Genomic DNA, 26,074 nt, shown 5'->3' on the forward strand with positions numbered 1-26,074 from the left:
GATGCCGCGATGAGCATCGTGGTCGGTTACTGGCCCACCCCCGAGGGCCGCGCCGCGCTCCGGCACGGCCTCGACGAGGCCCTGCACCACCAGAGCGATCTGCTGGTGATCAGCGACGCGGCCGACGCCGAGGCCTGCGCCCTCGACGTCAAGGCGGCCTCCGCATCGGGCGTGCGGATCACCACCAAGCAGGCCTCGGACGCCGGGATGGCGGCCGAACTGATCGACGCCTCGTACGTCGAGGGGGTGACCCTGCTGGTGATCGGCCTGCGGCGGCGCTCGCCGGTGGGCAAGCTGCTGCTCGGCAGCATCTCGCAGCAGGTCCTGCTCGACGCCCAGTGCCCCGTGGTGGCAGTCAAGCCGCAGGTCAGCACGGTCGGCTAGCCGTTGCGGTAGCGAAGATCGACATCTACCCGGACACTGCATGCATGCCCAGCTCAGGACAGCGCACCCACGGCGCCGTTAAGGCCGTCGACGGCGCCGTGGACGACACCATGGACGGTGTGGACGGCACCAGCCACCGCATCGCGAACATCGGCGAGCGCACGCTGCGCCTGGCCGAGGACGCGGTCTACGTGTGCGTGGCGGCCCTGCTCGTGGTGGGCGCGGTGGTCCTGCTGGGTGACGCGGCGCTGGAGCTGAGGCACGTCGGCGACAAGCCCGACCAGGCGGTGCTCAAGCTGCTGGACCGGCTGCTGCTGGTGTTCATCCTGGTCGAGCTCATCTTCGCGGTGCGCACCACGCTGGCCCGCCGGGAGATCGTGGCCGAGCCGTTCCTGATCGTCGGGATCATCGTCTCGATCAAGGAGATCATCCTGCTGTCGGTCGAGGTGGCCAACGTGCTGGAGGGCAACCCCACCACCGAGGGCACGAAGGACCCGACGGCCTTCGCCGTGCAGATCGGCCTGCTCGGCCTGCTGGTGATCGTGCTGTCGGTCAGCGTGCTGCTGCTGCGGATGAAGGAGCGCGAGCCGGTCGAGGGCCAGCGCAACCAGGAGCACGACCAGAAGCCGCAGTCGGACGTCGGCCCGGTGCCGGAGGGCGCCCGGGACAAGAAGGACACCGAGCGGCACCAGGCCGGCGAGAACGACCGCTGATCAGAACTTCTGGTACATCACGTGCAGCCCGACCAGACCGTGGGCCCGGCTGTCGAAGGCCTCGGGCACGATCCCGATCGTCTCGAAACCCAGTGAGTGCCACAGCTTCACGGCCACCGTGTTGCTCTCCACCACGGCGTTGAACTGCATGCTGTGATAGCCGGCCGAGCGGGCCCAGGCCAGCACGTACTCGCCCAGGGCCCGCCCCACGCCCTTGCCCCGGGCCTGACCGGAGACCATGAAACTCGCGGTGGAGACGTGTGATCCGCGCCCGGGCCGGTTAGGGCCGGAGTGCGCGGTGCCGAGGATCGTGCCGTCGTCGTCGACCGCGACCACGGTGATCGTGTGCGCCGGCCCGGCCCACACCTCGCGGCACTCGTCCTCCGACCACTGCGGGTCGTAGGCGTACGTCTCGCCGCCCTCGATCACCTCCTGGATGATCGCGTACACAGCCGGCCAGTCGGCGTCCTCGAAAGCTCTGATCTTCACTGCGACAGCCAACCACACACCTGAAGACGTCTGTGGGCACCATCGGTGCCCACGAACGTCCTCAATCGGAGACTTTTCAGCGGCCCTGGATCAGCTTGGTGGCCAGGATCGCGGCCTGGGTGCGGCGCTCCACCCCCAGCTTGGCCAGCAGCGAGGACACGTAGTTCTTGACCGTCTTCTCGGCCAGGAACAACGTCTCGCCGATCTGCCGGTTGGTCATGCCCTGGGCGATCAGCTCCAGGATGCGGCGTTCCTGGGCGGTGAGGGCGGCCAGCTGGTCCGGCTCCGCGGGCTTGTCGCCGTTGCGGATGCGTTCCAGCACCTTCTGGGTGACCGCCGGGTCGAGCAGGCTCTGCCCCTGCGCCACCGTGCGCACCGCGTCGAGCAGGTCGGTGCCGCGCACCTGCTTCAGCACGTAGCCGGCCGCCCCGGCCATGATCGCGCTGAACAGCGCCTCGTCGTCCTGGTAGGAGGTGAGGATCAGCGCCTTGATCTCCGGATCGGCCGAGCGCACCTCGCGGCAGACGTCGATACCGCTGCCGTCGGGCAGCCGGGCGTCGAGGATGGCGACATCGGGACGCAGCGCGGGGATGCGGCGCTGGGCCTCCTGGGCGGAGCCGGACTCGCCGATCACCTCGATGTCCCCGGCCGCCTCGAGCAGGGCGACCAGCCCACGCCGGACCACCTCGTGGTCGTCGAGCAGGAAGACCCGGATCACAGTCCGTTCCTCGCCTTCGTCCGTCTGCGGAAAGACCTTCGTCTCCACCGTATCCAGCGGGCCGGGCCGGGTCGAAAGTCCTTGGACCCCGGTCGGGCCCCTGATCGCAGGACCTTGGTCCCGAACCCCCGATGCCGCCCGCCTCTGACCGCCGGGCGGTAGCGCCCCGCAGGCTGGGGGTGCGGTTCACGAGGCCGCCCTAGACGACGGGAGCGGGCCATGCAGGGTGAGCACACGCCGCGGATCGTGGCCGGGTTCGACGGTCGTTGGCAGCACACCCGGCTGCTCGACCGGGCCGCCCAGGAGGCCGAGCGCCGGCACCTGCCGCTCACGCTGATCACCGATCTGCGCCGACGCACCGGCGCCGGGCACCAGCCGCGCGATCAGCACACCGACGACGCCCCCGGGGTGGTGGCGGCCTGGCGGGGGCTGACCGATGCGGTGGAGGCCCTGCGGCTGCGCTACCCCCTGCCCAGCATCAGTGGGTACTGCCTGGACGATGCCGACATTCAGCCCGGCGCGTTCCCGATCAGCGCGGCCCGCCTGCTGGTGATCGGTTCCTCCGGCCGCTACAACGCCCCCGCCTGTGAGCCCGGCTCGGTGAGCGCCGCCCTGCTGCGAGCGGCCCGGTGTCCGGTGCTGGTGGTGCCGGAGGACCAGCCCCGCCGACCGCTGGGTGCCCACCCGTTCGTCCTGGCGGCGGTGGGCTCGCACCCCTCCGACGCCGAGGTGGTCAAGGCCGCGGCCCAGGAGGCCCGGCGCCGGGGCTTCGACCTGCAGGTGCTGCACGTCGAGCCGAGCCACGGCAATTCCGGCTGGGGCGTGCACGAGGCCGTCCGGAGTGTTCCCGACGTCCAGTTCAGCGTGGTGCGCACTACCGGCGACCCGGCCGACGCCCTGGCCGAGCTGGGGCAGGACGCCGAACTCCTGGTGGTCGGGAGCCGCCCGGGTGAGCTCTACCGCCCGGTGCGCGAGTCGATCAGCCGTGGGGTGCTGCTGGCCCCGCCGTGCCCGGTTCTGGCGATCCCCCGGGAACTGCCGGTGATCATCGATCCACACACCGCAGCCGAAGCCGGCGCAGTGCATCGCCAGGACTCCTGACCTCGGGTTTCAGCGCGCCGTTCGGCGCCCGCCTGAGTAGCCTCGATCCCGATGTCCGAGTCTGATCAGCGCTCCGAAGAACCGGCCGCCCCGAGCCCGGCGGGCACCTTCCGCCGCAGGCTGTCCTCCGTGCGCCGTTACACCGTCCAGCAGATGTTCCGTCGGCCCGAGCACCCGTGGCGGGCCGCGGTCCGGTTCGTCGTGTCTCTGCTGGCGGCGCTGGCCATGGCCGGCATCGCCGTCTCGATCTACCCCTACCGGACGACAGTCGCGAATGTGGACATCGTTGTCTCCGGTTCGGTGACCCCGGCCCACAAGGGCATCACGGTCGACTCCAGCCTCGGCTCGCTGCAGTTCCGCGACGTCACCGCCGTCCCACTGGGCCTGCACGTGACCCCACGGATCGACCTCGATGCGGTGCGCGAGGCCACCAACGGGGGCGCGACCTTCACCACCGACTTCCGGTCCCAGCTGGAAGACCGGATCCCCTCGATGGTCCTGCACTTCGCCGGGGCCGCGATCATCGGTCTGGCCGTGGGCGCCCTGATCGGCGACCTGCTGGTCGACGGGGCGGTGTCGGTCCTGGCCAACCGCGACCCGGTGCGCTCCGGCAGCCGGCGGCACCGGCTGGCCGCCACCGGCACCCTGGTGGCCACCTCGACCGTGCTGGCCATGGTCGGCCTGGCCGCCACGGCCGGCCTCACCTACCGCTCGGACTGGTGGCAGAGGTACGCCGTCACCGGGCTGCTGGCCGACATCGCCGCCACCCCGGACAAGCTGGCCGCGCTCGACGCGCGGGACGCCGGAGCGGCCGACAAGGTGCGCGCGGTGCTGCGCCTGCAGGACGCCCTCACCCGGCCCCCCACGTCCACCGACACCCCGCCCACGGCCTACAACGTCATGCTGATCTCCGACGTGCACCGTCGCGACATCTACAACTACCTGCAGGAGTACATCGACGCGAACGACGTGCGGCTGATCATCAACACCGGTGACGAGACGCTGGTGGGCAACACCGCCGAACTCACCGGCAGCTACGTCGACTCGATCCGGCGGATCACCGAGACCACCCCGATGATCTGGATCAAGGGCAACCACGACTCCGGCAGCGTGGCCCGGCGGATGGCCGACATCCCCGGGGTGACCGTGCTGGACCAGGAAGTCGTGGCCGCGATGGGCCTGCAGATCTACGGTGTGGGCGATCCCCGCACCTACGGCGCCCCCGGGGACGCGGGCTCGGACGACGTCGAGGTGGTCACCCGGGTACAGACCGAGGCGGCCGTCTCAGCCGTGGAGAACCTGAACCGCGAAACCTATTTCGACCTGCTCCTGGCCCACGAACCGATCATGGCCGACGCCATGGCCACCACCCTGGGCCCCTCGGTCCGTGCGGTCGGCGCCGGGCACGTGCACAACCAGAACGACACCGCCGACCTGCAGTCCGGCGACCGCGACTACATCCGGCTGATCGAGGGCACCACCGGCCTGGGCGGCCTGCTGGCCCAGGGCAGCACCCCGATGGAGTTCTCCATCCTCTCGGTGGGCACCAACTGTCAGTACACCCGGATCATCCGCTACGCCCTGGCCGACCCCGCCCTGCCCGATCTCACCCGGGGCGAGACCTACGGCAACAACTCGGCTTTCGACGTGCACTACTTCCAGCCCCAGCCGATCGACGCCGAGCGCACCTGCTCGGTCGACGACGGGCTGGGCGAGCCGGTCCCGGCCAGCGCCACCAACCTGACCACCGTTCAGGAGTGGTCCAGCGTGGAACTGTCCGACGACGCGCTGGCCACGCCCGACGAGATCACACCGGAACCGGTGAGCACGGCCGACGAGGCGGGCGACGCCTCGATCGCCGCCACCGCCGGCGACTCCACCCCGACCCAGGCGACCGACCCCTCCCCCAGTTCCATCGGCACGCCCTAGGTTCTAGGCCTGCGAGGTGGCGGGGCGGGCGACCGGGAGCTTCCAGGTCACCCAGCCCGCGTCCTTGAAGGTCAGGGCGGGCTTCTCAACCAGCTTCCAGGAGAGCAGGGCCACCACCGCCGACAGGGCCATGCCGACCGGGACGAACACCCAGAGGCTGAACGCGGCCAGACCGACGATGTTGAGGATCTGCAGCAGGGGCCAGTGGTACACGTACAGCCCGTACGAGATGTCGGTGCGCGGCTCCCACAGCTTCACCCGGGAGACCGCCAGGGCCATCAGGACGTAGCCGAAGGCCGGCCCGGCGATCACCCGGTAGTCGTCGAAGAACAGCACCCCGACCACCATCACCCCGCCGGCGGCCAGCGTGAGCAGCCGGTTGACCGGCACCTGGTGGGCGTAGAGGTAGAGCACCGAGCCGATCAGGAACATGAAAGACAGCCGCAGGATGCGCTCCTGGCCGATGTACATGATCTGGTAGTCGTTCAGCACCGTGACCACCCAGAGCGCGCCGACCGCCCCCAGCGTCATCACCGGACGCCGCCGCAGACCGCCGCACACGCCCAGCGCGATGATCGAGGCGTAGCAGGCCGCTTCGTAGAACAGCGTCCAGAGCGAGCCGTTCAGCACCCCGGCCATCTCCACGTCGGTGGGCAGGCCGCTGATCCCCCACTGCCGCATCAGCAGCGAGGCGTTGCGGATCACGTAGTCGACCGCCGAGTCCTCGCCGGTGAGAAGGGTGTTCATCGGCTGGTCCTGCAGCCAGGCGATCAGCGGGGCCAGCAGGGTGGCGCTGACCACCAGGCACACCCAGAAGCCGGGCATGATGCGCAGGAACCGGTGCCAGGCGTAGCGCCGCACCGAGTCCAGCCGCAGGTAGCTGCCGACCAGCAGGAACCCGCTGAGCACGAAGAACGCATCGACACAGAGCTCACCGATCTCGGCGTGCCCGATCATCGGCTGCCAGCCGTACCCGATCACCGCCGCGTGGGTGAAGCCGACCACCAGGGCCAGCGAAAGCCGCATCAGGCCGAGATGGTTCGCCCGCGGACTGAACCGGGTGCCCAGGGTGTTCGGATCGGCACCCCGCCGGTGGGGACGCGTCTCCCGCCGCCCCAGAGCCTTTTTCAGCACACCGAGCGCGGTGCTGAGGCGGGATCGACGCGGCGCCGGCTCGCTGTGCTGCTCGCGGACCTCACGCCGCAGCGGGAGGGCGGTGGTGGGTGCGGTGGGTGGGCCATCCACCGTTGTGTTCACGGCATTCGAAACAATGGACGGGTTCTGGTCACCACCGCTGCGGATCTCACCGGCCGGGGTGGCTGGGGTGACGGGGATGAGTGGCACTGGCGCGGTGATCGGGGTGGCCGCGCTGGGGGCTTGGGTGGGGGCTGCCCAGGTGGACGGCTGAGCCGAGGCCGCCTGGGTGCGCGACTGAGCCAGGTTCGTATCGGTGCGCGACTGAATCCGGGACGCCTCAACGCGCGACCGAACCGGGGTCGCCTCAATGTGTGACGGAGCCAGGACCGCATCGGTGCGCGACTGACCCCGGGCCGCCTCAGCGCGCGACCGGACCGGGACCGCATCGGTGCGCGACTGGCCCCGGGCCCCCTCAGCGTCTGACCGACCCGGCGCCGCCTCAGCACGCGACCGGCCCCGGGCCCCCTCAGCGTCCGACCGACCCGGCGCCGCCTCAGCACGCGACCGGCCCCGAACCCCCTCAGCGCGCGACCGAACCGGCGCCGCCTCGGTGCGCGGCTGACCCCAGGCCGCTGAGGCTGGGGTCTGGCCCTTGGCCGCCGGATCGGGCGACTGGCGGTGGACCTCGTCGGCGAACGCCGGGGACGGCTCGTCGAAGATCTGCGGATAGTTCCAGCCCGCCTCGCGGGGGGCCTGCGCCCAGGCCTCGTCGGCGCTGGGGAGCCGCAGACTCGCCGTCCAGGCGGCGTCGTCGTCCTGCCGCGGGACGGGCCTGCGTTTCTCGGGTTCCTCTTCGGCCTCGAACGACTCGACCGGCTGGGCGGCGACCGTCTGGCCGGGCTGCGGGTCGATCACCGGGATCTGGCCGGTGGCCAGCGTCGCACCGGTGACCGGACCGGCCTCGAAGTCCAGCCGCGGGCGGACGGGGAGCGGCGCCGGCTCCTGGGGGACCAAGGTCTCTCTCCCTCCGGCCCCTTCGAGCAGGCCGATCACGTTTCAGTTGTGGTCACCGGGCGGAACACCGTCATTACGCACCGACTGCACAACACATCTCGAAAATGCTGCTGGTCGCGATGTCAGGGGAAGATCAAGAAGCCATGAATCTGCCGTCAATCCGCAAAATCCGGACCCGGCCCGCAAGCGACCCTGACGCGACGTGCGATTTGGGTCGCAGACTGGATTGACCGCAGGTCAGAGGCAGTTGCGCAGATCGGGGAGGCGGTCGGCAGCAAAAGGTTGCCGCGACAAGGCTCACATCCGAGCGTTAAACAATATTCAGCAATGAATGGGTGCCGCACTCTACGGAATGGGCATCACACCGAGCGTTCGCATTCGACCGCGGATTCAGCTGCCTACCCATTAAGCCACTTCAGGCCACACCCACCAGCCGAAGCCCCGCGGCGGTACCCGCCGCCGCGATCACCACCACCGGAAAAGGCGCCTTCAGAAGCACCAGCAGCACAGCCACACCCACCCCGGCGGTGCGCGCCCAGCCCGCGAAGGCGCCGTCCTGAATCAGGGTGGAGGTGGCGATCAGCCCGGCCAGGAGGACGGTGGCGGCCGAGGTCATCCAGGCCTGGGCGGCCGGGGAGAAGTCGTAGCGGCCGGCCAGCAGGGGACCGGCGATGCGGAAGGCGAAAGTGCCTGCAGCGAGAACGAGAATGGCCAGGAGAGACATCAGAGGCAGCCTTCGTGGGAAGGGGAGTTGTCGGGCGAGCAGTCACCCGGCAGGCCCGAGCCTTCCGGGGAGAAATCACCGGGCGTGCTGCAACCCTGCGGACCCGAGCCCTCCGGGAGAGAGGAATTTCCGGGCGAGCGGCGACCCGGCAGGCCCGAACCTTCCAGGGAGGAGGAATCACCGGCCGAGCCGCGCCCCAGCAACCCCGAACCCTCCGAAGACGAGGAACCCCCAGGCGCGCTGCGACCCAGCAGACCTGAGCCCTCGGGAGAAGGGGAAGCCCCGGGCGAGCGGCGACCCGCCAGACCCACGCCTTCCGGGGAGGAGGAATCACCGGACGAGCCGCGACCTAGCAGCCCCGAGCCTTCCGGGAGAAAGGAATGCCCAGGCGAGCCGCGACCCGCCAGACCCACGCCTTCCGGGGAGGAGGAATCACCGGACGAGCCGCGACCCGGCAGCCCCGAACCCTCCGAAGACAAGGAACCCCCAGGTGCGCTGCGACCCAGCAGGCCCGAACCCTCGGGAGAAGAGGAAGCCCCGGGCGAGCGGCGACCCGCCAGACTCGACCCCTTAGAGGGAGAAGAGATCTCGGGTGAGCGGTGTCCCGGGAGACTCGAGACTTCCGCTGAGCGTTGCGTCTCCCGTGAACCCGAAACCTCGGGCGAACGCGGTCCTTCAGCAGGGCTTTTGCTCTTCTTGGCACGTCGCCTGGCCAGGGCGGCCAGGCCGGTCAGCGAGGCAAGCACCGGCAGGCCGGCCGCCAGCACCGGGGCACTGGCAACTGCTGCGGCGCTGCCGATTCCGGCTGCCAGCCGGAGGCGGCGGGTGTTCAGGGCGGGGAGCACGATGGCCACCAGTACGGCCGGGAACGCTGCGTCCAGGCCAAGTGCGTCGGTGTCGCCGATCTGCGCGCCGAGCCCGGCGCCGATGAGTACCCCGAGATTCCAGCAGACGAACAGGCACAGCCCGCAGACCCAGAAGGCGGCCGCCCGGCGCTCGGGATCGCGCTCGGCGATCGCCATGGCCACGGTTTCGTCGGTGACGATCTGGGCACCCACCGCCTGCTTCAGGGGGCTGCGCCCGCGGATGACGTCGGAGACGCTGAAGCTGAAGGGCAGGAGGCGGGCGTTGAGCAGGAGGCCGGTGACCACTGCGGCGGTGGCGGAGCCGCCCGAGAGCACCGTGCCGACCGCGGCGAACTGGGCCCCACCGGCGAAGACGAGGATCGAGAGGGCGATGGGGATCCAGGGGGCGAGCCCGCCGCCGACCGCCACCGCGCCGAAGGACACGGCCACCAATCCGTCCGCAACGCACAAAAGGGCGATGACCCGGGTGCGCTCCCTATCCACCGTTCGCCATACTGAACGCATGACCGTAAGGATGAACGTAACCTCATGCGTTCGTCAAACAGAACGAGTGATCGGTACAGCGAACTGATGCTTCCCGACGAAGAGGCCCCGCTCGATCCCAAGGCCGTCCTGGCCACGGCCCTGCGCACCGAGCGCGAGCGCAGCGGCCTGTCCCTGAGCGAGCTGGCCAAGCAGGCCAAGCTGGCCAAGTCCACGCTGTCGCAACTGGAGTCGGGGTCGGGCAACCCGAACGTGGAGACGCTGTGGGCCCTGGCCACCGCGCTCGACCTGCCGGTGAGCCGGCTGATCGACCCCCCGCGGCCGAAGATCGACGTGGTCCGCAACGGCGAGGGCACGGCGCTGATGAACGAGCAGGGCGACTACGCGGCCTACCTGATGTCGGCCGGTCCGGCCGGGGTCACCCGGGACGTGTACCGGCTGAACGTGGAGATCGGCCCCGGCCGGATCTCCGACCCGCACAAGGTGGGCACGATCGAGCACGTGGTGATGGGCGCCGGGCGGGCCCTGGTCGGGCCGACCAGCAACCCGGTCGAGCTCGGCCCGGGCGACTACATGGTCTATCCCGGCGACGTCGAGCACATGTTCCAGGCCCTCACCCCCGGGGTCCTGGCCACGATGATCAGCGAGAGCCGCTGACCGGACCACCCGCGAAGGCGAGATCCTGGACGGATCGTGCCCGAGAGCGTCCGTACGCTCGTCTGCGTCGGGTGGCCACTAGTGTCTCAGGGCATGAGTGACGACCCCTTCGACCTGACCCGCTTCGTCGAGGCGCAGGACGCCGACGGCACCTACCAGCGGGCGCTGGGCGAACTGCGGGCCGGGAACAAGACCAGCCACTGGATGTGGTTCGTGTTCCCCCAGGTGGCCGGGCTCGGCCTGAGCGCCACGTCGGTGCGCTACGCGATCAGCGGCCTGCCCGAGGCGCAGGCCTACCTGCAGCACCCGGTGCTCGGGCCGCGTCTGCTGGAGTGCACCACGACCCTGATGGACCTGCAGGACCTCAGCGCCGAGCGCGTCCTCGGCCCGGTGGACGCGGCCAAACTGCGTTCTTCGATGACGCTTTTCGCCTACGCCGATCCCGAGCGCACGGTGTTCCGCTCGGTGCTGAAGAAGTATTTCGGCGGGCAGGAGGACAGCGCCACCACCTCGCGGCTGGGCGAGGTCACCGACGAGGAGTGAGCAGCTCCCGCACGGCCTGGAGCACGGCGGCGGGCTGCTCGACGTTGGCCAGGTGCGCGGCGCCGGGCAGGACCACCAGGTCGGCGCCCGGGATGCCCTGCGCCAGCTGCTGGGCCATGGCGACCGGGGTGGCCACGTCCTCGGCGCCGGCGATCACCCGGGTGGGCACGCGGATCCGGCCCAGCTCGGCGCGGGTGTCGAAGGCGGCCAGGGCCTCGCAGCAGGCCGCGTAGCCCTCCGGGTCGATCAGTTTCTGGGCCTCGAGCAGCTCCCGGCCCAGTGGCGGCACCGGCTGCTCGAGCGCGAACCAGCGCCCCCGGGACAGCTCGACCAGGAAGCCCGGGCCCTCGGCGCGCACCCGGGCCGCCCGATCCAGCCAGGGCTGCGGGCTGTCGCCGAAGGTGGCCGAGGTGCAGACCAGCACCAGCCCGGTCAGCCGGGTGGGGTTCTCGAGCGCGAGCTGCTGGCCGATCGCCCCGCCCATCGAGAGCCCGCAGTAGGCGAAGGACCCGATGCCCAGGCTGTCGACGACCTCGATCACCTGGGCGGCCAGCCCGGCCGCGGTGTAGGGACCGGCCGGGGCGGGCCGGCCGTCGTGGCCGGGCAGGTCGAAGCGCAGCACCCGGAAGTTCTGGACCAGGCCGGGCAGCTGCGGGTCCCACATCCGGTGCGAGGTGCCGATCGAGGACCCGAGCACCAGGACCGGGGCCTGCGGGTCGCCGTCCACCACGAAGTTGATCATCGCCACCCTGCTCGTCCGGTCACCGAACCTGCCCGTGCACCCGACACCCTACGCAGCAACCCGGCCGGATCGTGCGCCGACGGGTGGGTCCGGATCACCGCCGAATCCCCGGGACCGGCTCAGATCCCGGTCATCAGCCCGCCGTCGACCTGCAGGCTGACTCCAGTGACGTAGGAGGCGGCCGGGGAGAGCAGGAACACTGCGGCGGCGGCGAACTCGTCCGGGTCTCCGTAGCGGCCGGCCGGGATCTTCGCGTCCCACTCCTGCTGGATCTGCGACACCGGGAGGCCGGTGCGCTCGGAGCGCCCCTGGTCCAGCTGCTCCACCCGGGCGGTGGCGATCCGGCCGGGGATCAGCTGGTTGACCCGTACCTCGGGGGCCCAGCTACGACTCAGCGACTTGGCCAGTGCGGCCACGCCGGAGCGGAACACGCTGGACAGGATCAGGTCGTCGGACGGTTCCCGGACCTGGCTGGAGGTGCAGAACAGCACGCTGCTCCCGCCCTTCACCAGGTGCGGCCGGGCCGCCTTGGCCAGCCTCACGGCGGGCCGCAGCAGCAGGTCGAAACCGAGCTGCCAGTCCTCGTCCTCGGTGGCGTCGAACCCCTTGGCGGGCGGGCCCCCGGTGTTCACCACCACACCGTTCAGGCCGCCGAACCGGCCGGCGGCGTCCTGCACCCAGGCCTCCAGCGCCGCACCGTCGGTCAGGTCGACCGGCCGCCCGGTGGCGGTGCCGTTGACCGCCCCCTCGTTCAGCGCCGTCACTGCGGTCTCGACCCGTTCCGCGGTGCGCCCGCAGATCGACACGTCGTGCCCGGCCAGCACCAACTGCCGCGCGATCGCGTGCCCGAGGCCCGACGTCGCCGCCGCCACCAGGTATCCACCCATCGTTCTTCTCCTCCAGCGCCGATCCCGGCCCAGCCGTCCGCCGGCCGGACCGACGGTACCGATCAAAGGCGCCGAGCGGGACAGCTACTGGTAGACCTCGGACGAGCGGCGCTGCGCGGAGTAGTGCCCACGGTCCGAACTGCCGTAGCGCTCGGAGCCGTAGCGCGATCCGTAACCGGAGTCGTAACGGGGTTCGTAGGAAGGCTCGTACGAAGGTTCGCGGGACGGCTCGGAACGGTAGGAGGGCTCGGGCCGGTAGGGCGCCTCGTAGTCCGGCTCGGGGCGGTAGGCCGCCGGTTCCGGGGCGGGCACGGTCCGCGGCGCCGAAGGCGCGTCGGCCAGGGCCTGCACCGCCATCGCGACCCCGGCCGCGCACGGCTCGATCACCGGCACGCCCAGCTCGTCGGCCAGCGGCCCACGCAGGCGCTCCATCCCGACGCTGCCCAGAATCACCGCCTCGGCCCCCCGGCGGCCGACCAGCTCCCGCGAGGCCGACAGCACCGCGTTCGCCGCCTCCCGCGTACCCAGCTCCAGCACGCCGCGCCCGATCGCCAGGTCGGCCACCACCCGGCCGCTCACCCCGAGCCGCGCCCAGTACAGCTCGTGCCGGAAGGTGGCCATGGGCAGCGTGCTCACCACGCCGATCCGCCGGCTGTGCGCCATCGCCGAGATCAGCGCCGCCTCCGCGATCCCGACCACCGGCACCGGTGCGGCGGCCCGCAGCTCGTCCAGACCGGTGTCCGAGAAGCAGCCCACCACGTACGCGTCGGCCCGGTGCTGCCCGGCCGTGGCCAGCAGGGGGCCGACCGCCGCGCGGGCGTCGTCGTCGGTCTCGATCGCTCGGGGCCCGCCGTAGGAGGTGACCGCGGTCGCGCCGACTCCCCAGCGGCGGGCGGCCCGGTCCAGCGACTCCTGGATCCCCGCGGTGATCTCCGCCGAGCTGGTCGGGTTGATGACGACGACATGAGGCATGCGGTAGTCCGTTTCACAGCGTTGGTCGGGCACCGGCCCGTGCCCGGTCCCACAAGGTACGACCGGGTAGCCACGAGACGCACAAAAGTCTCAGACGGCGCTCATGCACCACGAGGGCAGCAATGCGACCAAAGCCTCACGCCCAGCGCCCGCCCGAGCCGGTCCCGGGGTTTCCCGGGCCACGGCAGAATCCGACCAGAACCGCATTTCGTTATCGGTCAGCACGACCAAGATCACGGAAGATAGGGCTTTTCCGGCAGGAACTCCTTGGTGTACACCTCGGCCAGTTCCGGCTTCTCGTTCAGCCGGCCGGCCCGGGTCAGCGCCTCGACGGTGCCGCGCCAGGCGCGGTCATCGATGGCCAGGTAGCCGTTCTTCTGCTGTCGGCCGGCTCCCCAGTGGTAGCCCAGCTCCTCCAGCTCCTTGGCCGTGACCGCCTCGTCGATCTGCGGGTAGGTCTTCTTCATCAGCGCCACCGCGGCGGCCGGATTCTGCACGGCCCACTGCATGCCCCGGGCGTAGACGTCGACGAACCCGGAGACCGCCTGCGGGTTCTTCTCGGCGAAGTCGGTGTTGACGTCGAGCACCTGGCCGATCACCCCGACCTGCTCGGCGAACGGGAACACCACCGGCTTGGCCCCGAACTCCTGCTCGGCCTGGAGCGGGGCCAGGGTGAGGAACTCGGGGTAGCAGTCGACCACGCCCTGGAACAGCAGGGGCAGCCCGGCGTCGGGGGCCACCTCGTTCACCCGGCCACGCAGGCCCTCCCGGTCGCGCCAGATCTGCCAGACCGCGTCGTCGGCGTCGTTGCCGGCCGTGGCCAGCTTCCGGTCGAGCAGGCTCTCCGGGTTGTCGGCGGTGATGCTGGAGCCCGGGCGGCAGATCAGCCCCTCCAGCGCCTGCGGCTGGACCAGCCCGACCGCCTTCACCGGCAGGCCCTCGGCCTGCGCGAGCAGCAGTTCGACCCCGCCGCCCAGGGTCAGGTCGTGCCGACCGTCGGCCACCGAGCGGAGCTGATCGACCTTGCCCCCGGGGGTGGTCGTCACCTTGAGCCCAGCCTCGGAGAACCAGCCCTCGCGCAGCCCGACCAGCACGGGAAGGTCGGCCGAGGTGGGCGTGTGGTCGTAGATCCAGCGCACCGGGGTGGGGCCGTCGGCCACCGCCGCGTTCTGATCCTCGTCGGAGCCGCAGGCGGCCAGCACGCTCAGCGCCACGGCGGCCAGGGCGGCGGTACGGACGCGGCGGTTCCTGGTCATCTGTCCGGTCTCCGGCTGCTTCATCGGGGCGGGAGTGAGGGCAATCACCAGAACCGACTGAAGACGTCCGTGGTCCCGGGAGGCGTGAGCGTAGCGGACATTCCACGCACGTTGTCAGCTGACCGCTTGTGCCCGATCACTTTTCGTCAACTGTCGGACAGATTCCGGAACCCTCGGAACATCCCTGGTCACAGCCCGTAGCAATACGGACGGACGGGTGTGGCCATTTTCATGTTGCCACTTCCTATAGGATCAAGGTTAGGCTGACCTAACCATGACTGAAGAGACTTCATCCCCCCGTCCGCTGCGCATCGGGGTGATCGGTGCGGGCCCGGCGGGCATCTACGCTGCCGACATCCTGACCAAGTCCGAGGTCCCGGTCGAGATCGACGTCCTCGAGCGGCTGCCCGCCCCGTACGGCCTGGTCCGATACGGCGTGGCCCCCGACCACCCGCGGATCAAGGAGATCATCAAGGCCCTGCGCCGGGTGCTCGACCACGAGAACATCCGCTTCATCGGGAACGTGAACTACGGCACCGACCTCAAGCTCGAGGACCTGAGGGCGCACTACGACGCCGTCATCTTCGCCACCGGCGCCTTCGCCGACCGCGACCTCGACGTCCCCGGCACCGACCTGCCCGGCAGCTTCGGCGCCGCCGACTTCGTCAACTGGTACGACGGTCACCCCGACGTGCCCCGCGAGTGGCCGCTGACCGCGCAGAGCGTGGCCGTGCTGGGTGCCGGCAACGTGGCCCTGGACGTGGCCCGGGTGCTGTCCAAGACGGCCGACGAGATGCTCGTGACCGAGATCCCGGACAACGTCTACCAGGGCCTGAAGGCCAACCAGGCCACCGACGTCCACGTGTTCGCCCGTCGCGGCCCGGTGCAGGTGAAGTTCTCCCCGCTGGAGCTGCGCGAGCTGGCCCACTCCCCCAACGTGGACGTCGTCGTGCACCCGGAGGGTTTCGAGTTCGACGAGGCGAGCATGCGCCTGGCGAACGAGGACAAGCACGTCAAGCAGGTCATGAAGACGCTCAACGCCTGGGTGGGCAAGGAGCCGACCGGCAAGATCCACCGGCTGCACCTGCACTTCCTCGAGGCGCCGGTGGAGATCTCCGGCGACGGCAAGGTCGAGAACCTGCGCACCGAGCGCATGGAGCTCACCGGTGACGGGAACGTGCGCGGCACCGGGCAGTTCACCGACTGGCCGGTCCAGGCGGTCTACCGCGCCGTGGGTTACCGCAGCTCGGCCCTGCCGGACATCCCGTTCGACCACTCCCGCCACGTGATCAGCAACGACGGCGGCCGGGTGCTGGACGTGAACGGTAACCAGGTGCCCGGCGTCTACTGCACCGGCTGGATCAAGCGCGGCCCGATCGGCCTGATCGGGCACACCAAGTCCGACGCCAACGAGACCGTGCAGCACATCCTCAAGGAGGTCTCCCCGGACGACCCCGCCCCGCACGGCGTGGACATCCTGGCCCACCTGGAGCTGGTCGGCGTCGACTACACCACCTGGGACGGCTGGAACTCGCTGGACGCGCACGAGGTCAGCCTCGGCGAGCCGCACAGCCGCGAGCGCATCAAGGTGGTCGAGCGTGAGGACATGATCCGGATCAGCAAGGCCTCGCCGACCGACTGAGCACCTCCCGGCACGACAGAAGGTCCGGCACCCCCTCGGGTGCCGGACCTTCTTCGCGTCTCAGCCCAGCAGGCTGAAGGCCTTGTCGTAGTTCGCGTCCGCCTTGTAGGTGAGAACGCCCACACAGGTGCCGTTCTCGTCCTGGTACCAGACGGTGAAGGCGTCTCCCTCACCCTCCTCGTACAGCGCCTCGACGTATCCGTCGCCCCAGGCGGCGTATTTCAGCCAACGGTCGCCGATCTGGCTCCAGAATCCCGGCGGGGAGGACCATTCCGCACCCTCGACCCCGGCCGCCGATCGGCCCGCGATCTTGCCCATCGTCTCGGCGTCGAACCAGTGCTCGACCGAGATCCCGCGCCCGGCCGCGGTGTTGAAGGCGTGCACCACGTCGCCGGCCGCCAGCACCCCGTCGGCCGAGGTGCGCATCTGCGCGTCGACCAGGATCCGGCCCTCGTGCAGCCGCAGCCCCGCCTCTGCGGCCAGGTCGGAGGCCGGGCGCACGCCGACCGCCAGGAGAACCTCGTCGGCCCGCACCGGTTCCCGGCCGGCCAGCTGCACGGTGGCGCCCTGGGCGTCACGCTCGATCGCGGTGACCGTGACCCCGGTGACCAGGTGCACCCCGTCCTCGGTGAGCCAGCGGGCGATCCGGGCAGCTGCCTCGTCGCCCAGCCGGTTCTCCTGCGGCGCATACTCGTTCGTCACCTGCACCACCTCGACCCCCAGCCGGCGCAGTGACGAGGCGGCCTCGCAGCCGATGAAGCCGGAGCCGATCACCGCCACCGTCTTCGCCCCGGCCACCGCCTGCCGGAGCCGGCGGCCGTCTTCCAGGGTGCGCAGCCGGAGCAGCGAGCTGTCTTCACCGCCCGGCACCGGCAGGTCGGCCGGGTTCGCACCGGTGGCGAAAATGCACTTCCGGTAGGCGAAGTCAGCGCCCTCCCGGGTACTCACCCGACGGGCCTCGACGTCGACCGAGACCACCCGGTCGCGGGCCCAGGTGACCTCGAGCCGGGCCAGTTCCCCCTCGTCCAGCAACCCGAAGTCACCCTCCGCCTGCTCTCCGCGCAGGAAGTCCTTCGACAGCGGGGGACGCTCGTAGGGCGAGTCCGGATCGGCCGCGACCAGCACCACCCGGCCGAGGCCGCCCGCCTCCCGGTAGGCCCGCACGGCCGAGAGCCCGGCCGGGCCGCCACCGATCACGAGCAGTTCCACCACCTGGTCAGTCATGACCGTCATCCTTGCGCGCATCTCGGCCTGCGCAACCGTCCCCCCAGGGCGAGAGTCGGATTCGTGACCTCCGGCCCCACCCGGGCCGGACCTGATCAGCCTTGAGGAGTTTCACGTGTCGCTCAGCGGTAAGAAGATCGCCTTCCTGGTCGCCGACGAGGGCATCGAGCAGGTCGAACTGACCGAACCGTGGGAAGCGGTGAAGCAGGACGGCGGGCAGCCGGTCCTGATCGTCGGCAGTGACAGCAAGACCGTGCAGGGCTTCAACCACCTGGACAAGGCCGACACCTTCGACGCCGACCTGCCGGTCTCGCAGGCCGGGGTGGAGGACTACGACGGCCTGGTGCTGCCGGGCGGCGTGGCCAACCCGGACGCGCTGCGCACCAACCCCGAGGCCGTGGCCTTCGTGAAGGCCTTCGTCGACGCCGGCAAGCCGGTCGCGGCGATCTGCCACGCCCCGTGGACGCTGGTCGAGGCGGACGTGGTCCGCGGCCGCACGGTGACCAGCTGGCCGAGCCTGCAGACCGATCTGCGTAACGCCGGTGCGCAGTGGGTGGACCAGGAGGTGGTGGTCGACTCCAGCGGCCCGGGCCCGCTGATCACCAGCCGCAACCCCGGCGACATCCCGGCCTTCAACCGGGCGCTGGCCAGCGCCTTCTGACCGGGACGAGGAGGGATCAGGGGTCTCCCGGGGAACCGGGGAACCCCTGATTCCGACAAGCGTCGCTTAATGGGCGTACGATCACCCTCCGACACCGTTATTACTTTAAGTGAGTTGAAAATTCTTTCAGTTTCGTCCGCGACGGCCCGCGCCGAACCCTTCACGTAGAGTGCTGAGAAAGCGTCGATCTGACCTTATCGTCCCGAAACTCCGGCGTGATCACGAGACTACGTAAAGCCAGCGTCATCGAGGCCGAAAATTGCTGTCCCGGAGCGTGTTAGCGTCCGGATCATGCTTGAGCTGCGACCTAACTGCGAAGCCTGCGACACCGACCTGGCGGCCGACTCGCCGGACGTGTGGATCTGCTCCTTCGAGTGCACCTGGTGCACCGACTGCGCCGCCACCTTCGCTGACAATGCGTGCCCGAACGACAAGGGCAACCTGGTCTCCCGCCCGATCCGCACCCCGGAGATGCTGGAGAAGTTCCCGGCCTCCACCGAGCGCAAGCACAACCCCGAGCTCGTCCCGGCCGGCTGAGGTCACGGCCGGGTCCGCTCAAGCAGTGACCTGACCCGATCGAGACGGCATACTGACAGGTCTGCTGTCTCGACGGGGAGGTCTGCCGGTGCCTGCGGAACGCGTTGTGCCGAATGCCGAGGCCGCCGACCTCGTCGCCCTCACCCGGCAGATCGCCGCGAGACACCTGGCCCCCCTGGTCGACGCCCACGAGGCCGAAGAGACCTTCCCGCGCGAGGTCTTCCGCGTCCTGGGCCGGGCCGGCCTGCTCGGCCTGCCCTACCCGGCCGAGTACGGCGGCGGCGAACAGCCCTACCAGGTCTACCTCCAGGTGCTGGAGGAGATCGCCACGGTCTGGGCCAGCGTCGGGGTGGGCGTCAGCGTGCACGCCCTTTCCTGCTTCGGCCTGGCCGAGTTCGGCACGCCCCAGCAGAAGAAGGACTGGCTGCCCGACCTGCTCGGTGGTGAGCAGCTCGGCGCCTACTGTCTGTCCGAACCGCACGCCGGCTCCGACCCGGCCGCCCTGCGCGCCACTGCCGTGCGCAGGGGCGACGACTACGTGCTGAACGGCGTGAAGGCCTGGACCACGCACGGCGGGCAGGCCGACTTCTACAAGATCATGGCCCGCACCTCGGACGAGAAGAACGGCATCTCCTGCTTTCTCGTCCCGGCCGGCACTCCCGGCCTGGAGGCCGATCCGCCCGAGCGCAAGATGGGCCTGACCGCCTCGCACACCACCGCGATCCGGCTCACCGACGTCCGGATCCCGGCCGAGCGCCGTCTCGGGGCCGAGGGCGACGGGCTGAAAATTGCTCTGAAGGGCCTGGACTCGGGCCGTCTGGGGATCGCCGCGGTGGCCACCGGCCTGGCCCAGGCCGCCCTCGACGCCGCGGTCGAGTACGCCGGGCAGCGCGAGACCTTCGGCCGGGCCATCATCGAGCACCAGGGCCTGAGCTTCCTGCTCGCCGACATGGCGGCCGCGGTGGAGGTCTCCCGGGCCGCCTACCTGGCCGCCGCCCGACGCCGCGACCTGGGCCTTCCGTTCACCCGCCAGGCCTCGATCGCCAAGCTGGTCGCCACCGACAACGCCATGCGGGTCACCACCGACGCGGTGCAGGTCCTCGGCGGTTACGGCTACACCCGCGACTTCCCGCTGGAGCGCTACATGCGCGAGGCCAAGGTGATGCAGATCTTCGAGGGCACCAACCAGATCCAGCGGATGGTGATCGGGCGGGCCCTCGCCGACACCAAGGGAAAGATCCACATCGCGGAAGGATCCTGATGCAGATCACCGGCACCGCCGCCGTCGTCACCGGCGCCGCCTCCGGCCTGGGCAACGCCACCGCTGCGGCACTGGCCGCCAACGGCGCCCGGGTCTACGGTCTCGACCTGCCCTCGGCGGTGGAGAAGGCACCCGAGATCGACGGGGTCACCTACCTGGAGGTGGACGTCACCGCCCCGGACGAGGTGGAGGCGGCCGTTGCCCGGGCCGCGGCCGGAGAACCCCTGCGCACCGTCGTGAACTGCGCCGGAATTGGTTCTGCGGCACGGATTCTGGGTAAGAAGGGTCGTCACGACATTGCCCTCTACACCAAGGTGGTGCAGGTCAATCTGATCGGCACGTTCACCGTGCTCACCTACGCGGCCGAGCAGATCGCCCGGACCGAACCGGACGCCGGTGGCCAGCGTGGGGTCATCATCAACACCGCCTCGGTGGCCGCGTTCGAGGGCCAGGTCGGTCAGGCGGCGTACTCGTCCTCGAAGGGCGGCGTGGTCGGCCTGTGCCTGCCTGCGGCCCGCGACCTCGCGCAGTACGGGATCCGGGTGAACACCATCGCCCCGGGCACGATCGAGACCCCGATGCTGGCCGGGGTCACCGAGGAGTACCTCGAAGGTCTTTCCGCCGCGGTGCCTTTCCCGAATCGGCTGGGCCGGCCCGACGAGTACGCCAAGCTGGCCCTGATGCTCGTCGACCACGACTACATCAACGGCGAGACGGTGCGCATGGACGGCGCGATCCGGATGCCACCCCGCTGAGGTGACCGGCAGAACAACGGTGCCCACAAACGTCTTCAATTTATGACGTTTGTGGGCACCAATGTTTCACTGCCCCTGGGCCTTCAGCATCTCGGCGAACGGGATCACTTCGGCGAAGGGATCTTTCGCTCCACCGGACGAGGTGGAGGCGCCACTCATCAGGGCCGCCAGCTGACGTCCGGCCCGCTCCACCCGGCCACCCAGCTCACCCTCACCTTCGGAGGCCCAGTCCTCGCTGGCCGCGTACACCGCCGTGGGCACCACCACCGCCCGCAGGTAGCTGAACAGCGGCCGCAGAGCGTGTTCCAGCGCCAGCGAGTGCCGGGACGAGCCACCGGTCGCGCCGATCAGCACCGGCTTGCCCTCCAGCGCCTCGGGGTCGAGCACGTCGAAGAACGACTTGAACAACCCGCTGTAGGAGGCGCTGAAGATCGGGGTCACCGCGATCACCGCATCCGCCGCGGTGACCGCGTCCACCGCGGCCCGCAGCGCCGGCGCGGGGAAGCCGGTGAGCAGGTTGTTGGTGATGTCGTGGGCCAGGTCGCGCAGTTCCAGCACGGTGACCTCGGGCACCTCGGCCAGCTCGCGCACCACGGCCGAGGACAGCTTGTCGGCCAGGAGGCGGGTGGACGAGGGCTGACTCAGCCCGGCGCTGATGACGACCAGCGAGGTCATGACTTACTCCCCAACGGTTGCGAGCGACTGCTCGCGCTGCAGCGCAGCGAGGCGGTTGGCGTGGGTGGGCGCGTCCGGGGTGCCCGGGGCGCGACGGGCGGCGAACTCGGCCCGCAGGGTGGGCAGGATCTCTCCCAGCAGATCGAGCTGCTCGAGCACGGTCTTGAGCGGCAGGCCGGCGTGGTCGATCAGGAACAGCTGACGCTGGTAGTCGCCGACGTACTCGCGGAAGCTCAGCGTCCGCTCGATCACCTGCTGCGGGCTGCCGACGGTCAGCGGGGTCTGCGAGGTGAACTCCTCCATCGAGGGCCCGTGCCCGTAGACCGGCGCGTTGTCGAAGTAGGGACGGAACTCCTTCACCGCGTCCTGCGAGTTCCGGCGCATGAAGAACTGCCCGCCCAGGCCGACGATCGCCTGCTCGGCGGTGCCGTGGCCGTAGTGCGCGAACCGCTGACGGTAGAACTGCACCATCCGGGTGGTGTGCTCCTTGGGCCAGAAGATGTGGTTGTGCAGGAAACCGTCACCGTAGTAGGCGGCCTGCTCGGCGATCTCCGGGCTGCGGATCGAGCCGTGCCAGACGAACGGCGGCAGGCCGTCGAGCGGGCGCGGGGTGGCGGTGAACCCCTTGAGCGGGCTGCGGAACTTGCCCTCCCAGTCCACCACCTCTTCGCGCCACAGCTTGTGCAGCAGCGAGTAGTTCTCCACCGCCAGCGGGATGCCCTGCCGGATGTCCTGGCCGAACCAGGGGTAGACCGGGCCGGTGTTGCCGCGCCCCATCACCAGGTCGACCCGGCCGTCGGCCAGGTGCTGCAGCATCGCGTAGTCCTCGGCGATCTTCACCGGGTCGTTCGTGGTGATCAGCGTGGTCGAGGTGCTCAGGATCAGCTTCTCGGTGGTGGCCGCGACGAAGCCGAGCATGGTGGTCGGTGACGAGGGCACGAACGGCGGGTTGTGGTGCTCGCCGGTGGCGAAGACGTCCAGCCCGACCTCTTCGGCCTTCTGGGCGATCCGCACCATGGCCTTGATCCGCTCGCGTTCGGTCGGCTCCTGGCCGGTGGTCGGGTCCGGCGTCACGTCGCCGACCGTGAAAACTCCGAACTGCATCACGAACTCCCTGCTCAGCTGGATGTCACCGGTGCTGGGGACATCCTCTCGAATAGATCGTTGCTTGAGCAACTACTTGCCCCCTCGGGTCATTCCCGCGGCACGCCCGGCGCGGGCCGGGCGCGTCGCGACGCCGGTGGGCTAGCGTCTTGCGCCGTGCCCGAAGCCGGTCCAGTCCGGACCCGGCAGATGGAACGGACGGAAGTACAGATGGTGAACGAACGCGAAGTGCGGAACCCCGGCGCAGGCCGCAGCAGTTACCAGGACATGACCCAGTCAGGATCGGCTCCGGCAGTGCGGCCCGAGCTGCGGCCCGAACGCACCTGGACCGTCCGCCGCGCCCAGCTCGTGGACATTCCGGCCGTCTCCCGCATGCTGCGTTCCCCCTCGCTGGCCGACTGGCCGCTGCCGGGGGGCGTGTCCGACGACGACCTGACCACGGCCACCCGGCTGATGCTCACGCACGTCGGGCTGGAGCACGGTGAGTTCTGGGTGGCCGACGACGACGGCGAGGTCCGGGCCGCTGTGGTGATCTTCCCGCCCACCGTCCCGGCCGGGGGCTTCGGCACCCAGCACCGTCTGGAGGGTGCCCTGCGGCTGGAGCTGGGCCTGCTGCCGGGCCTGCCCGACCACACCGACATCACCGAGCTCGCGGCCCTGGCCGGTGCCCCGGACATGCACTGGCTGCTGATGCCGCTGCACGCCCCGGGCGACGAGGAGGTGCTGGGCGACCTGCTCGCCGCAGCGCTGCCGGTGGTCGACGAGACCGGCATGCCGGTGATGTGCCTGGAGCAGGGGGCGCCCGCCGGGCCGATCCGCGCGGCCGGGTTCGAGCCGCTGACCGTGCCGGTCGAGCTCGCGCTCACCGCTTCTCTGCGCTCGGGGGCCAGCGCCCCCGACGACGCCGGGTCGCTGCTCGCCGTCAGTCTCTGACTGCTTCTCGATTTGAGGACGCGCTTCAGTCACCGATGACGCGGCGCCAGTCGGCGACCAGTTCCGGCACGCCCGGATAGCGCTGGTCGGGGTCGGGCTGGGTGGCCCGGGTGACGACGGCCCGTTGGGCCGGGCTGCCGCGCCAGCCCTGCGGCCCGTCCAGCAGGTGCTGGGCCACCCGGCCCAGCGCGTGCACGCTGGTGCGCTGGTCGATGAGCGAGCCGCGGGTGAACTCCTCCGGGGCCATGTAGCGGGTCGACCCGGGTAACCGGTCGGAGTCCAGCACGAACGGGCCCGGACGGTACTCGTCGAGATCGATCAGGCTGAGCCGGCCGTCGGTCTCGTCGTACAGCAGGCACCCGTCGTACAGGTCGCAGGTGACCCACCCGGCGGCGGCCACCGCGAGGTGGGCCTCCAGCACCTGCTCGACCGCCCGTTGAGCTCGCTCCGGCGGCCCCTGCTGCAGGCGGAGCAGGGCACGGCGATCGGAACCGGCGGTGGTGGCCCGGTTCAGCACCTCACCCTCACGCCACGGATAGACCAGGGTGCTGCCGTCCGTGCCGTCGAGGACAAGCTCTGGTCGCACGACGACCTCGTGCCGGACCACGGCGTGCAGTGCCGCCACCCGGGCGAGCCCGGCCTGGGCCCGCGGTTCGCGTGCGGTCTTGACGAACCAGCGCTGCCCCTCGTGCTCCACTCCCCACGACAGGCACCCGGAGTCCTGGGCGTCGAAGACCACGAAGGCCTCGGCGATGTCCCAGGGACTCATCGGATCAACCTAGTGCCCGAAGTAGTGACCCTGCTCCAGATCGGCCAGCAGGCCCGGGTGCGCGGGGTTCCAGCCGAGCAGCTCACGGGTGGCCCCGTTGGGCATGGTGAAGTCGATCCCGACGAACGGGAAGCCGGCGAAGTGCTCGGCCACCTGCTCCGACGGGATGCTGCGGACCGGCAGGCCGAGCTGTCGGCCGATCACCTCGGCGATGTCGCGCAGCCGCACACCGGCCTCGGTGGCCGCGTACAACTGGGTGCCTGCGGGTACCTCCTTCTCCAGGGCCAGCCGGTACAACGTGGCCACATCCCGGGTGTGCGCGGCCGGCCAGGTGTTCTCGCCCTCACCCGGATAACCGGAGACCCCGGTGCGACGGGCGATGCCGATCAGCAGGGGGACGAACCCGGCCCGGTCGGCCTCGCTGTGGGTGACCGGGGGGATGGCGAAGGTCGCGGTGCGGATGTCCTGCCGGGCCAGGTCCGCGATCAGCTGGGTGACCTCGTTGCGGGGGTTGGCCGCGATCGTGGCGTCGGCCTTCGGATCGCCGGTGCGCTGCATGCCGATCCCGAGCAGCGCCTTGCCGGTGCCGGCCAGGGCCTGCCCCAGCGCCTGCACCCGGGCCCGGTCGTTGGACACGGCCCCGGCGAAGTCGCCGGCCATCATCAGGTCGTTGTCGAAGGCCAGGTGGATCACCGCATCGGCGTCGGCCGCGGCCCCGGAGAGCCGGCCGAAGTCGTCGAGCGAACCGCGCCAGGCCAGGGCCCCCAGCTCACGAATCTTCTTCTCGGCCGCGCCGGAACGGGCCGAGCCCACCACCTCGTGCCCCGCCCCGACGAGTTCGGAGACAACTGCGGAGCCGATGTGCCCACTGGCCCCGGTGACGAAAACGCGCATTGCTGTCCTCCTTGATGTGACTGAGTAACATCAAAGTAGCACCGGCAACGTGACCGAGTCACATCACCTAGGCTGTCGGCATGGGCCGCTGGGAACCGAACACGCGTCTGAAGCTGATCGACGCCGCGGTGGAGCTCTTCGCCGCCAACGGCTACGAGGCCACCACCGTCCTGCAGATCGCCGCACAGGCCGGGGTCTCCAAAATGACGTTCTTCCGGCACTTCGCCGACAAGCGCGAGGTGCTGTTCGCCGGTCAGGCCGAGTTCGTGGAACTGTTGCGCGACAGCGTGTCCCGGGGCCCGAAGGGGGCCGGCGCGTTGGCGGTCGCTGCCGCGGCGGTCACTGAACTCGCGGCCGTCTTCCCGGTGGAGCGACAGGCACCGACAGCTCGACTGAACGCCGTCGTCGCCTCCCACCCGGATCTGCGTGAGCGCTCCGCCTACAAGCGGGCTCTTCTGACCGCGGCTCTGGAAGGTGCCCTGCTGGAGCGACAGGTGCCGGCGGCGACGGCGGGAGTGGCCGCTGATGTCGCAGTTCGTGCCCTGCACGATGCTTTCGACCGCTGGGCCGAGCCGGGGCAGAAGCGCTCTCTGCCCGAGCTCATCGGTCAGGCACTCGGGGAGCTGACCCAGGCCGCGACCGAACTCGTCGGCCACTAGGTTCACCCCGTGACCGTCACTCGCTCCCTCCTGCTCTTCGCCCTGGCCGCCGTCGCCGAGATCGGCGGGGCCTGGCTGGTCTGGCAGGGGCTGCGGGAGAACCGGGGCGTGCTCTGGGTGGGCGCCGGGGTGGTGGCGCTGGGCCTCTACGGCGTGGTCGCCACCCTGCAGCCGGACGCCGAGTTCGGCCGGATCCTGGCTGCCTACGGCGGGGTGTTCATCGCCGGTTCGCTGGCCTGGGGTGCCCTGGTGGACGGTTACCGCCCCGACCGGTTCGACCTGGTCGGGGCGGCGATCTGCCTGGTCGGGGTCGCGGTGATCATGTACGCCCCGCGAGCCTGAGGT

At 70.4% G+C, this 26,074-nt stretch carries 28 protein-coding genes; 14 read left to right on the forward strand and 14 right to left on the reverse strand.

Going from position 1 to position 26,074, the window contains the following annotated elements; translation table 11 throughout:
• Nucleotides 1-9: 9 nt before the first annotated feature.
• Nucleotides 10-384 carry a universal stress protein gene (locus tag QSK18_RS03695; RefSeq protein WP_232808486.1) on the forward strand — a complete coding sequence of 125 codons (375 nt, stop codon included), beginning with the start codon at nt 10-12 and terminating at the stop codon, nt 382-384.
• Nucleotides 385-428: 44 nt separating this feature from the next.
• On the forward strand, nt 429-1,097 hold the full coding sequence (locus QSK18_RS03700; RefSeq protein WP_285616562.1) for a phosphate-starvation-inducible PsiE family protein: 669 nt from the start codon (nt 429-431) through the stop codon (nt 1,095-1,097).
• Here the strand turns inward: QSK18_RS03700 and QSK18_RS03705 are convergent, their stop codons facing one another.
• On the reverse strand, nt 1,098-1,586 hold the full coding sequence (locus QSK18_RS03705; RefSeq protein ID WP_232808488.1) for a GNAT family N-acetyltransferase: 489 nt from the start codon (nt 1,584-1,586) through the stop codon (nt 1,098-1,100).
• Between the two features lie 76 nt (nt 1,587-1,662).
• Nucleotides 1,663-2,304, reverse strand: coding sequence for a response regulator (locus tag QSK18_RS03710; protein WP_232808489.1), 642 nt, complete (start codon nt 2,302-2,304; stop codon nt 1,663-1,665).
• Nucleotides 2,305-2,523: 219 nt separating this feature from the next.
• On the opposite strand from QSK18_RS03710, the gene QSK18_RS03715 reads away from it, so the two are divergent.
• Together QSK18_RS03715 and QSK18_RS03720 are read left to right on the forward strand one after the other, a co-directional pair.
• Nucleotides 2,524-3,405, forward strand: a complete 882-nt coding sequence (locus QSK18_RS03715) for a universal stress protein (protein WP_285616563.1) — start codon at nt 2,524-2,526, stop codon at nt 3,403-3,405.
• A 51-nt stretch (nt 3,406-3,456) separates the two neighbouring features.
• Complete coding sequence (locus tag QSK18_RS03720) at nt 3,457-5,334, forward strand: metallophosphoesterase (RefSeq protein WP_285616564.1); 1,878 nt, start codon at nt 3,457-3,459, stop codon at nt 5,332-5,334.
• A 3-nt stretch (nt 5,335-5,337) separates the two neighbouring features.
• Here the strand turns inward: QSK18_RS03720 and QSK18_RS03725 are convergent, their stop codons facing one another.
• From QSK18_RS03725 to QSK18_RS03735, 3 genes are all read right to left on the reverse strand, one after another.
• Nucleotides 5,338-7,485: an acyltransferase family protein gene (locus QSK18_RS03725; RefSeq protein ID WP_285616565.1), complete on the reverse strand. Its 2,148-nt coding sequence runs from the start codon at nt 7,483-7,485 to the stop codon at nt 5,338-5,340.
• A 415-nt stretch (nt 7,486-7,900) separates the two neighbouring features.
• On the reverse strand, nt 7,901-8,209 hold the full coding sequence (locus QSK18_RS03730) for an AzlD domain-containing protein (protein WP_285616566.1): 309 nt from the start codon (nt 8,207-8,209) through the stop codon (nt 7,901-7,903).
• Nucleotides 8,209-9,579: an AzlC family ABC transporter permease gene (locus tag QSK18_RS03735; RefSeq protein WP_285616567.1), complete on the reverse strand. Its 1,371-nt coding sequence runs from the start codon at nt 9,577-9,579 to the stop codon at nt 8,209-8,211. Before QSK18_RS03735 ends, QSK18_RS03730 begins: the two co-directional genes overlap by 1 nt.
• A gap of 66 nt (nt 9,580-9,645) precedes the next feature.
• Here QSK18_RS03735 and QSK18_RS03740 point away from each other — a divergent pair, with 66 nt between their 5' ends.
• Both QSK18_RS03740 and QSK18_RS03745 read left to right on the forward strand, forming a co-directional pair.
• Entirely contained in the window at nt 9,646-10,215 is a 570-nt protein-coding gene (locus QSK18_RS03740) for a helix-turn-helix domain-containing protein (protein WP_232808495.1), read from the forward strand.
• Between the two features lie 93 nt (nt 10,216-10,308).
• Nucleotides 10,309-10,758, forward strand: coding sequence for a DUF1810 domain-containing protein (locus tag QSK18_RS03745; RefSeq protein ID WP_232808496.1), 450 nt, complete (start codon nt 10,309-10,311; stop codon nt 10,756-10,758).
• Here QSK18_RS03745 and QSK18_RS03750 read toward each other — a convergent pair.
• The 4 genes from QSK18_RS03750 to QSK18_RS03765 form a co-directional block, all read right to left on the reverse strand.
• A complete protein-coding gene (locus tag QSK18_RS03750; RefSeq protein ID WP_232808497.1) occupies nt 10,742-11,500 on the reverse strand; it encodes an alpha/beta fold hydrolase in 759 nt (252 codons plus the stop codon). The genes QSK18_RS03745 and QSK18_RS03750 overlap by 17 nt on opposite strands.
• A 119-nt stretch (nt 11,501-11,619) precedes the next feature.
• A complete protein-coding gene (locus QSK18_RS03755) occupies nt 11,620-12,387 on the reverse strand; it encodes an SDR family oxidoreductase (protein WP_232808498.1) in 768 nt (255 codons plus the stop codon).
• 84 nt (nt 12,388-12,471) lie between these two features.
• A complete protein-coding gene (locus tag QSK18_RS03760; protein ID WP_232808499.1) occupies nt 12,472-13,359 on the reverse strand; it encodes an aspartate/glutamate racemase family protein in 888 nt (295 codons plus the stop codon).
• Nucleotides 13,360-13,592: 233 nt separating this feature from the next.
• On the reverse strand, nt 13,593-14,615 hold the full coding sequence (locus QSK18_RS03765) for an ABC transporter substrate-binding protein (RefSeq protein ID WP_285616568.1): 1,023 nt from the start codon (nt 14,613-14,615) through the stop codon (nt 13,593-13,595).
• Between the two features lie 274 nt (nt 14,616-14,889).
• Between QSK18_RS03765 and QSK18_RS03770 the strand changes: the two genes are divergently transcribed.
• A complete protein-coding gene (locus QSK18_RS03770) occupies nt 14,890-16,257 on the forward strand; it encodes an FAD-dependent oxidoreductase (RefSeq protein ID WP_232808501.1) in 1,368 nt (455 codons plus the stop codon).
• Nucleotides 16,258-16,317: 60 nt separating this feature from the next.
• Here QSK18_RS03770 and QSK18_RS03775 read toward each other — a convergent pair whose 3' ends face one another.
• Nucleotides 16,318-17,481, reverse strand: a complete 1,164-nt coding sequence (locus QSK18_RS03775; protein WP_285616569.1) for an NAD(P)/FAD-dependent oxidoreductase — start codon at nt 17,479-17,481, stop codon at nt 16,318-16,320.
• Between the two features lie 115 nt (nt 17,482-17,596).
• Here QSK18_RS03775 and QSK18_RS03780 point away from each other — a divergent pair, with 115 nt between their 5' ends.
• From QSK18_RS03780 to QSK18_RS03795, 4 genes are all read left to right on the forward strand, one after another.
• Nucleotides 17,597-18,142, forward strand: a complete 546-nt coding sequence (locus QSK18_RS03780; RefSeq protein WP_232808503.1) for a type 1 glutamine amidotransferase domain-containing protein — start codon at nt 17,597-17,599, stop codon at nt 18,140-18,142.
• 291 nt (nt 18,143-18,433) lie between these two features.
• Nucleotides 18,434-18,679, forward strand: coding sequence for a DUF1272 domain-containing protein (locus QSK18_RS03785; RefSeq protein ID WP_232808504.1), 246 nt, complete (start codon nt 18,434-18,436; stop codon nt 18,677-18,679).
• An 88-nt stretch (nt 18,680-18,767) separates the two neighbouring features.
• A complete protein-coding gene (locus QSK18_RS03790) occupies nt 18,768-19,940 on the forward strand; it encodes an acyl-CoA dehydrogenase family protein (RefSeq protein ID WP_232808505.1) in 1,173 nt (390 codons plus the stop codon).
• Nucleotides 19,940-20,695, forward strand: coding sequence for an SDR family oxidoreductase (locus tag QSK18_RS03795; RefSeq protein ID WP_285616570.1), 756 nt, complete (start codon nt 19,940-19,942; stop codon nt 20,693-20,695). Before QSK18_RS03790 ends, QSK18_RS03795 begins: the two co-directional genes overlap by 1 nt.
• Nucleotides 20,696-20,761: 66 nt before the next feature.
• Here QSK18_RS03795 and QSK18_RS03800 read toward each other — a convergent pair whose 3' ends face one another.
• Nucleotides 20,762-21,370: an FMN reductase gene (locus QSK18_RS03800; protein ID WP_232808507.1), complete on the reverse strand. Its 609-nt coding sequence runs from the start codon at nt 21,368-21,370 to the stop codon at nt 20,762-20,764.
• Nucleotides 21,371-21,373: 3 nt separating this feature from the next.
• Nucleotides 21,374-22,474, reverse strand: a complete 1,101-nt coding sequence (locus QSK18_RS03805) for an LLM class flavin-dependent oxidoreductase (RefSeq protein WP_232808508.1) — start codon at nt 22,472-22,474, stop codon at nt 21,374-21,376.
• Between the two features lie 210 nt (nt 22,475-22,684).
• Here QSK18_RS03805 and QSK18_RS03810 point away from each other — a divergent pair, with 210 nt between their 5' ends.
• Entirely contained in the window at nt 22,685-23,407 is a 723-nt protein-coding gene (locus QSK18_RS03810; RefSeq protein ID WP_232808509.1) for a hypothetical protein, read from the forward strand.
• Between the two features lie 25 nt (nt 23,408-23,432).
• On the opposite strand, the gene QSK18_RS03815 is transcribed toward QSK18_RS03810, so the two are convergent.
• On the reverse strand, nt 23,433-24,176 hold the full coding sequence (locus QSK18_RS03815; protein ID WP_285616571.1) for a serine/threonine-protein kinase: 744 nt from the start codon (nt 24,174-24,176) through the stop codon (nt 23,433-23,435).
• 9 nt (nt 24,177-24,185) lie between these two features.
• Entirely contained in the window at nt 24,186-25,070 is an 885-nt protein-coding gene (locus tag QSK18_RS03820) for an SDR family oxidoreductase (RefSeq protein WP_232808511.1), read from the reverse strand.
• An 80-nt stretch (nt 25,071-25,150) separates the two neighbouring features.
• Between QSK18_RS03820 and QSK18_RS03825 the strand changes: the two genes are divergently transcribed.
• Entirely contained in the window at nt 25,151-25,729 is a 579-nt protein-coding gene (locus QSK18_RS03825) for a TetR/AcrR family transcriptional regulator (RefSeq protein ID WP_285616572.1), read from the forward strand.
• A 9-nt stretch (nt 25,730-25,738) separates the two neighbouring features.
• Nucleotides 25,739-26,071 (forward strand): YnfA family protein, encoded by a 333-nt coding sequence (locus QSK18_RS03830; RefSeq protein WP_232808513.1) that lies wholly within the window; start codon nt 25,739-25,741, stop codon nt 26,069-26,071.
• Nucleotides 26,072-26,074 lie beyond the last annotated feature (3 nt).

The sequence above is a fragment of the Kineosporia sp. NBRC 101677 genome, from assembly GCF_030269265.1.
GTDB classification, from domain to species: Bacteria; Actinomycetota; Actinomycetes; order Actinomycetales; family Kineosporiaceae; genus Kineosporia; species Kineosporia rhizophila.

Coding starts and splice junctions, on each gene's coding strand:
- QSK18_RS03695 (WP_232808486.1), top strand. CDS start 10: ATGAGCATCGTGGTCGGTTACTGGCCCACCCCCGAGGGCCGCGCCGCG.
- QSK18_RS03700 (WP_285616562.1), top strand. CDS start 429: ATGCCCAGCTCAGGACAGCGCACCCACGGCGCCGTTAAGGCCGTCGAC.
- QSK18_RS03715 (WP_285616563.1), top strand. CDS start 2,524: ATGCAGGGTGAGCACACGCCGCGGATCGTGGCCGGGTTCGACGGTCGT.
- QSK18_RS03720 (WP_285616564.1), top strand. CDS start 3,457: ATGTCCGAGTCTGATCAGCGCTCCGAAGAACCGGCCGCCCCGAGCCCG.
- QSK18_RS03730 (WP_285616566.1), bottom strand. CDS start 8,209: ATGTCTCTCCTGGCCATTCTCGTTCTCGCTGCAGGCACTTTCGCCTTC.
- QSK18_RS03735 (WP_285616567.1), bottom strand. CDS start 9,579: ATGCGTTCAGTATGGCGAACGGTGGATAGGGAGCGCACCCGGGTCATC.
- QSK18_RS03740 (WP_232808495.1), top strand. CDS start 9,646: ATGCTTCCCGACGAAGAGGCCCCGCTCGATCCCAAGGCCGTCCTGGCC.
- QSK18_RS03745 (WP_232808496.1), top strand. CDS start 10,309: ATGAGTGACGACCCCTTCGACCTGACCCGCTTCGTCGAGGCGCAGGAC.
- QSK18_RS03750 (WP_232808497.1), bottom strand. CDS start 11,500: ATGATCAACTTCGTGGTGGACGGCGACCCGCAGGCCCCGGTCCTGGTG.
- QSK18_RS03755 (WP_232808498.1), bottom strand. CDS start 12,387: ATGGGTGGATACCTGGTGGCGGCGGCGACGTCGGGCCTCGGGCACGCG.
- QSK18_RS03760 (WP_232808499.1), bottom strand. CDS start 13,359: ATGCCTCATGTCGTCGTCATCAACCCGACCAGCTCGGCGGAGATCACC.
- QSK18_RS03765 (WP_285616568.1), bottom strand. CDS start 14,615: ATGACCAGGAACCGCCGCGTCCGTACCGCCGCCCTGGCCGCCGTGGCG.
- QSK18_RS03770 (WP_232808501.1), top strand. CDS start 14,890: ATGACTGAAGAGACTTCATCCCCCCGTCCGCTGCGCATCGGGGTGATC.
- QSK18_RS03775 (WP_285616569.1), bottom strand. CDS start 17,481: ATGACTGACCAGGTGGTGGAACTGCTCGTGATCGGTGGCGGCCCGGCC.
- QSK18_RS03785 (WP_232808504.1), top strand. CDS start 18,434: ATGCTTGAGCTGCGACCTAACTGCGAAGCCTGCGACACCGACCTGGCG.
- QSK18_RS03795 (WP_285616570.1), top strand. CDS start 19,940: ATGCAGATCACCGGCACCGCCGCCGTCGTCACCGGCGCCGCCTCCGGC.
- QSK18_RS03800 (WP_232808507.1), bottom strand. CDS start 21,370: ATGACCTCGCTGGTCGTCATCAGCGCCGGGCTGAGTCAGCCCTCGTCC.
- QSK18_RS03805 (WP_232808508.1), bottom strand. CDS start 22,474: ATGCAGTTCGGAGTTTTCACGGTCGGCGACGTGACGCCGGACCCGACC.
- QSK18_RS03810 (WP_232808509.1), top strand. CDS start 22,685: ATGGTGAACGAACGCGAAGTGCGGAACCCCGGCGCAGGCCGCAGCAGT.
- QSK18_RS03815 (WP_285616571.1), bottom strand. CDS start 24,176: ATGAGTCCCTGGGACATCGCCGAGGCCTTCGTGGTCTTCGACGCCCAG.
- QSK18_RS03820 (WP_232808511.1), bottom strand. CDS start 25,070: ATGCGCGTTTTCGTCACCGGGGCCAGTGGGCACATCGGCTCCGCAGTT.
- QSK18_RS03825 (WP_285616572.1), top strand. CDS start 25,151: ATGGGCCGCTGGGAACCGAACACGCGTCTGAAGCTGATCGACGCCGCG.